2 protein-coding genes are annotated in these 1,016 nt (G+C 40.2%); one reads left to right on the top strand and one right to left on the bottom strand.

Annotated elements, in window-relative coordinates:
- Nucleotides 1–494 (bottom strand): type IV pilus assembly protein PilM (pilM, locus tag ACS8FD_RS16905; protein ID WP_439276695.1); only part of this gene is annotated, 494 nt, incomplete at its 3' end.
- A gap of 191 nt (nucleotides 495–685) precedes the next feature.
- Between pilM and ACS8FD_RS16900 the strand changes: the two genes are divergently transcribed.
- On the top strand, nucleotides 686–1,016 hold a 331-nt coding region (locus tag ACS8FD_RS16900; RefSeq protein WP_439276694.1), incomplete at its 3' end, for a transglycosylase domain-containing protein.

Genomic DNA, 1,016 nt, shown 5'->3' with positions numbered 1-1,016 from the left:
TTGGTTTTTAGGCCACCGAAAGTTAGCGCATCAACACGCTGATCAACATTTTCTGATCTAGAGGCGGCGAGTAGTACTTGAACCAAATTGTTATCAACTAATGAGGGGCCTAGTACTTCAAAGTCTAGATTGACTTCTTCTAGTGGGTAAGGAATATACTGATCAGCGTCCAAACGTATTTGAGCTTCACGTTCGATATCGCTCAGCCCTCGATCCATATCAATAATCTTGGTAATGACTGCTGAACCTGTGACAGCTGTAGCACCATTGCCACTTGTCGTTTGGCAACGTTTTGTCAAACGAGCGATAGCGTCACCAACCGCTTCAGTATCTACAATAAGTTTATCGACGACTGTACCGGGTAGCAGCCCCTCAACTCCATATGACTTAAGGTGAAATATTCCTTGCTGACGTCGTATATCAACTAGCTTTACGGAGGTAGCACAGATATCTATCCCGACCAAATGCCGATTCTTAGAAGAAAGTAGCCTCACAGACGTTTTACCTTATATATAGTTACATTCTGATAGTTATCAGTAATAATTTACTACAATACTTTACTTAACAGACATATTCAAGCATTTAACGGTTCAGTTTGGATAAATTACACTTTTAGGATGACCTGTCTGTTTTCTTCACTGTATAATGAGATATTTGTTGCAAATTTTATTTGATAAGCCTGATTATGACCAAAAGAAACGCTACTGCTCGCCTCGTTCACTTTTTGGTGGGGATTGTTATTGCCTGTCTGGCACTTGCAATTATCCTTGCATTAACTGTGCCAATTGGCTTCTACGGTATGGCTATGTATTTGTCGCCAACCTTACCCAGTACTCAAGAAATAAAAACAGCCAGCCTTGAGATGCCACTGCAAATATATAGTAGTGATGACAAGCTTATTGGCCAATATGGTAATCGCTTATCGCTTCCAGTTACCTTTGAAGAAATTCCTAAAAATTTGACCAATGCCTTTTTGGCTGCTGAAGACTCATCGTTCTTTCAACATAGTGGTATTA

The organism is Psychrobacter sp. 1U2, assembly GCF_051847575.1.
This window is presented reverse-complemented; position numbering and strand designations above follow the sequence as displayed.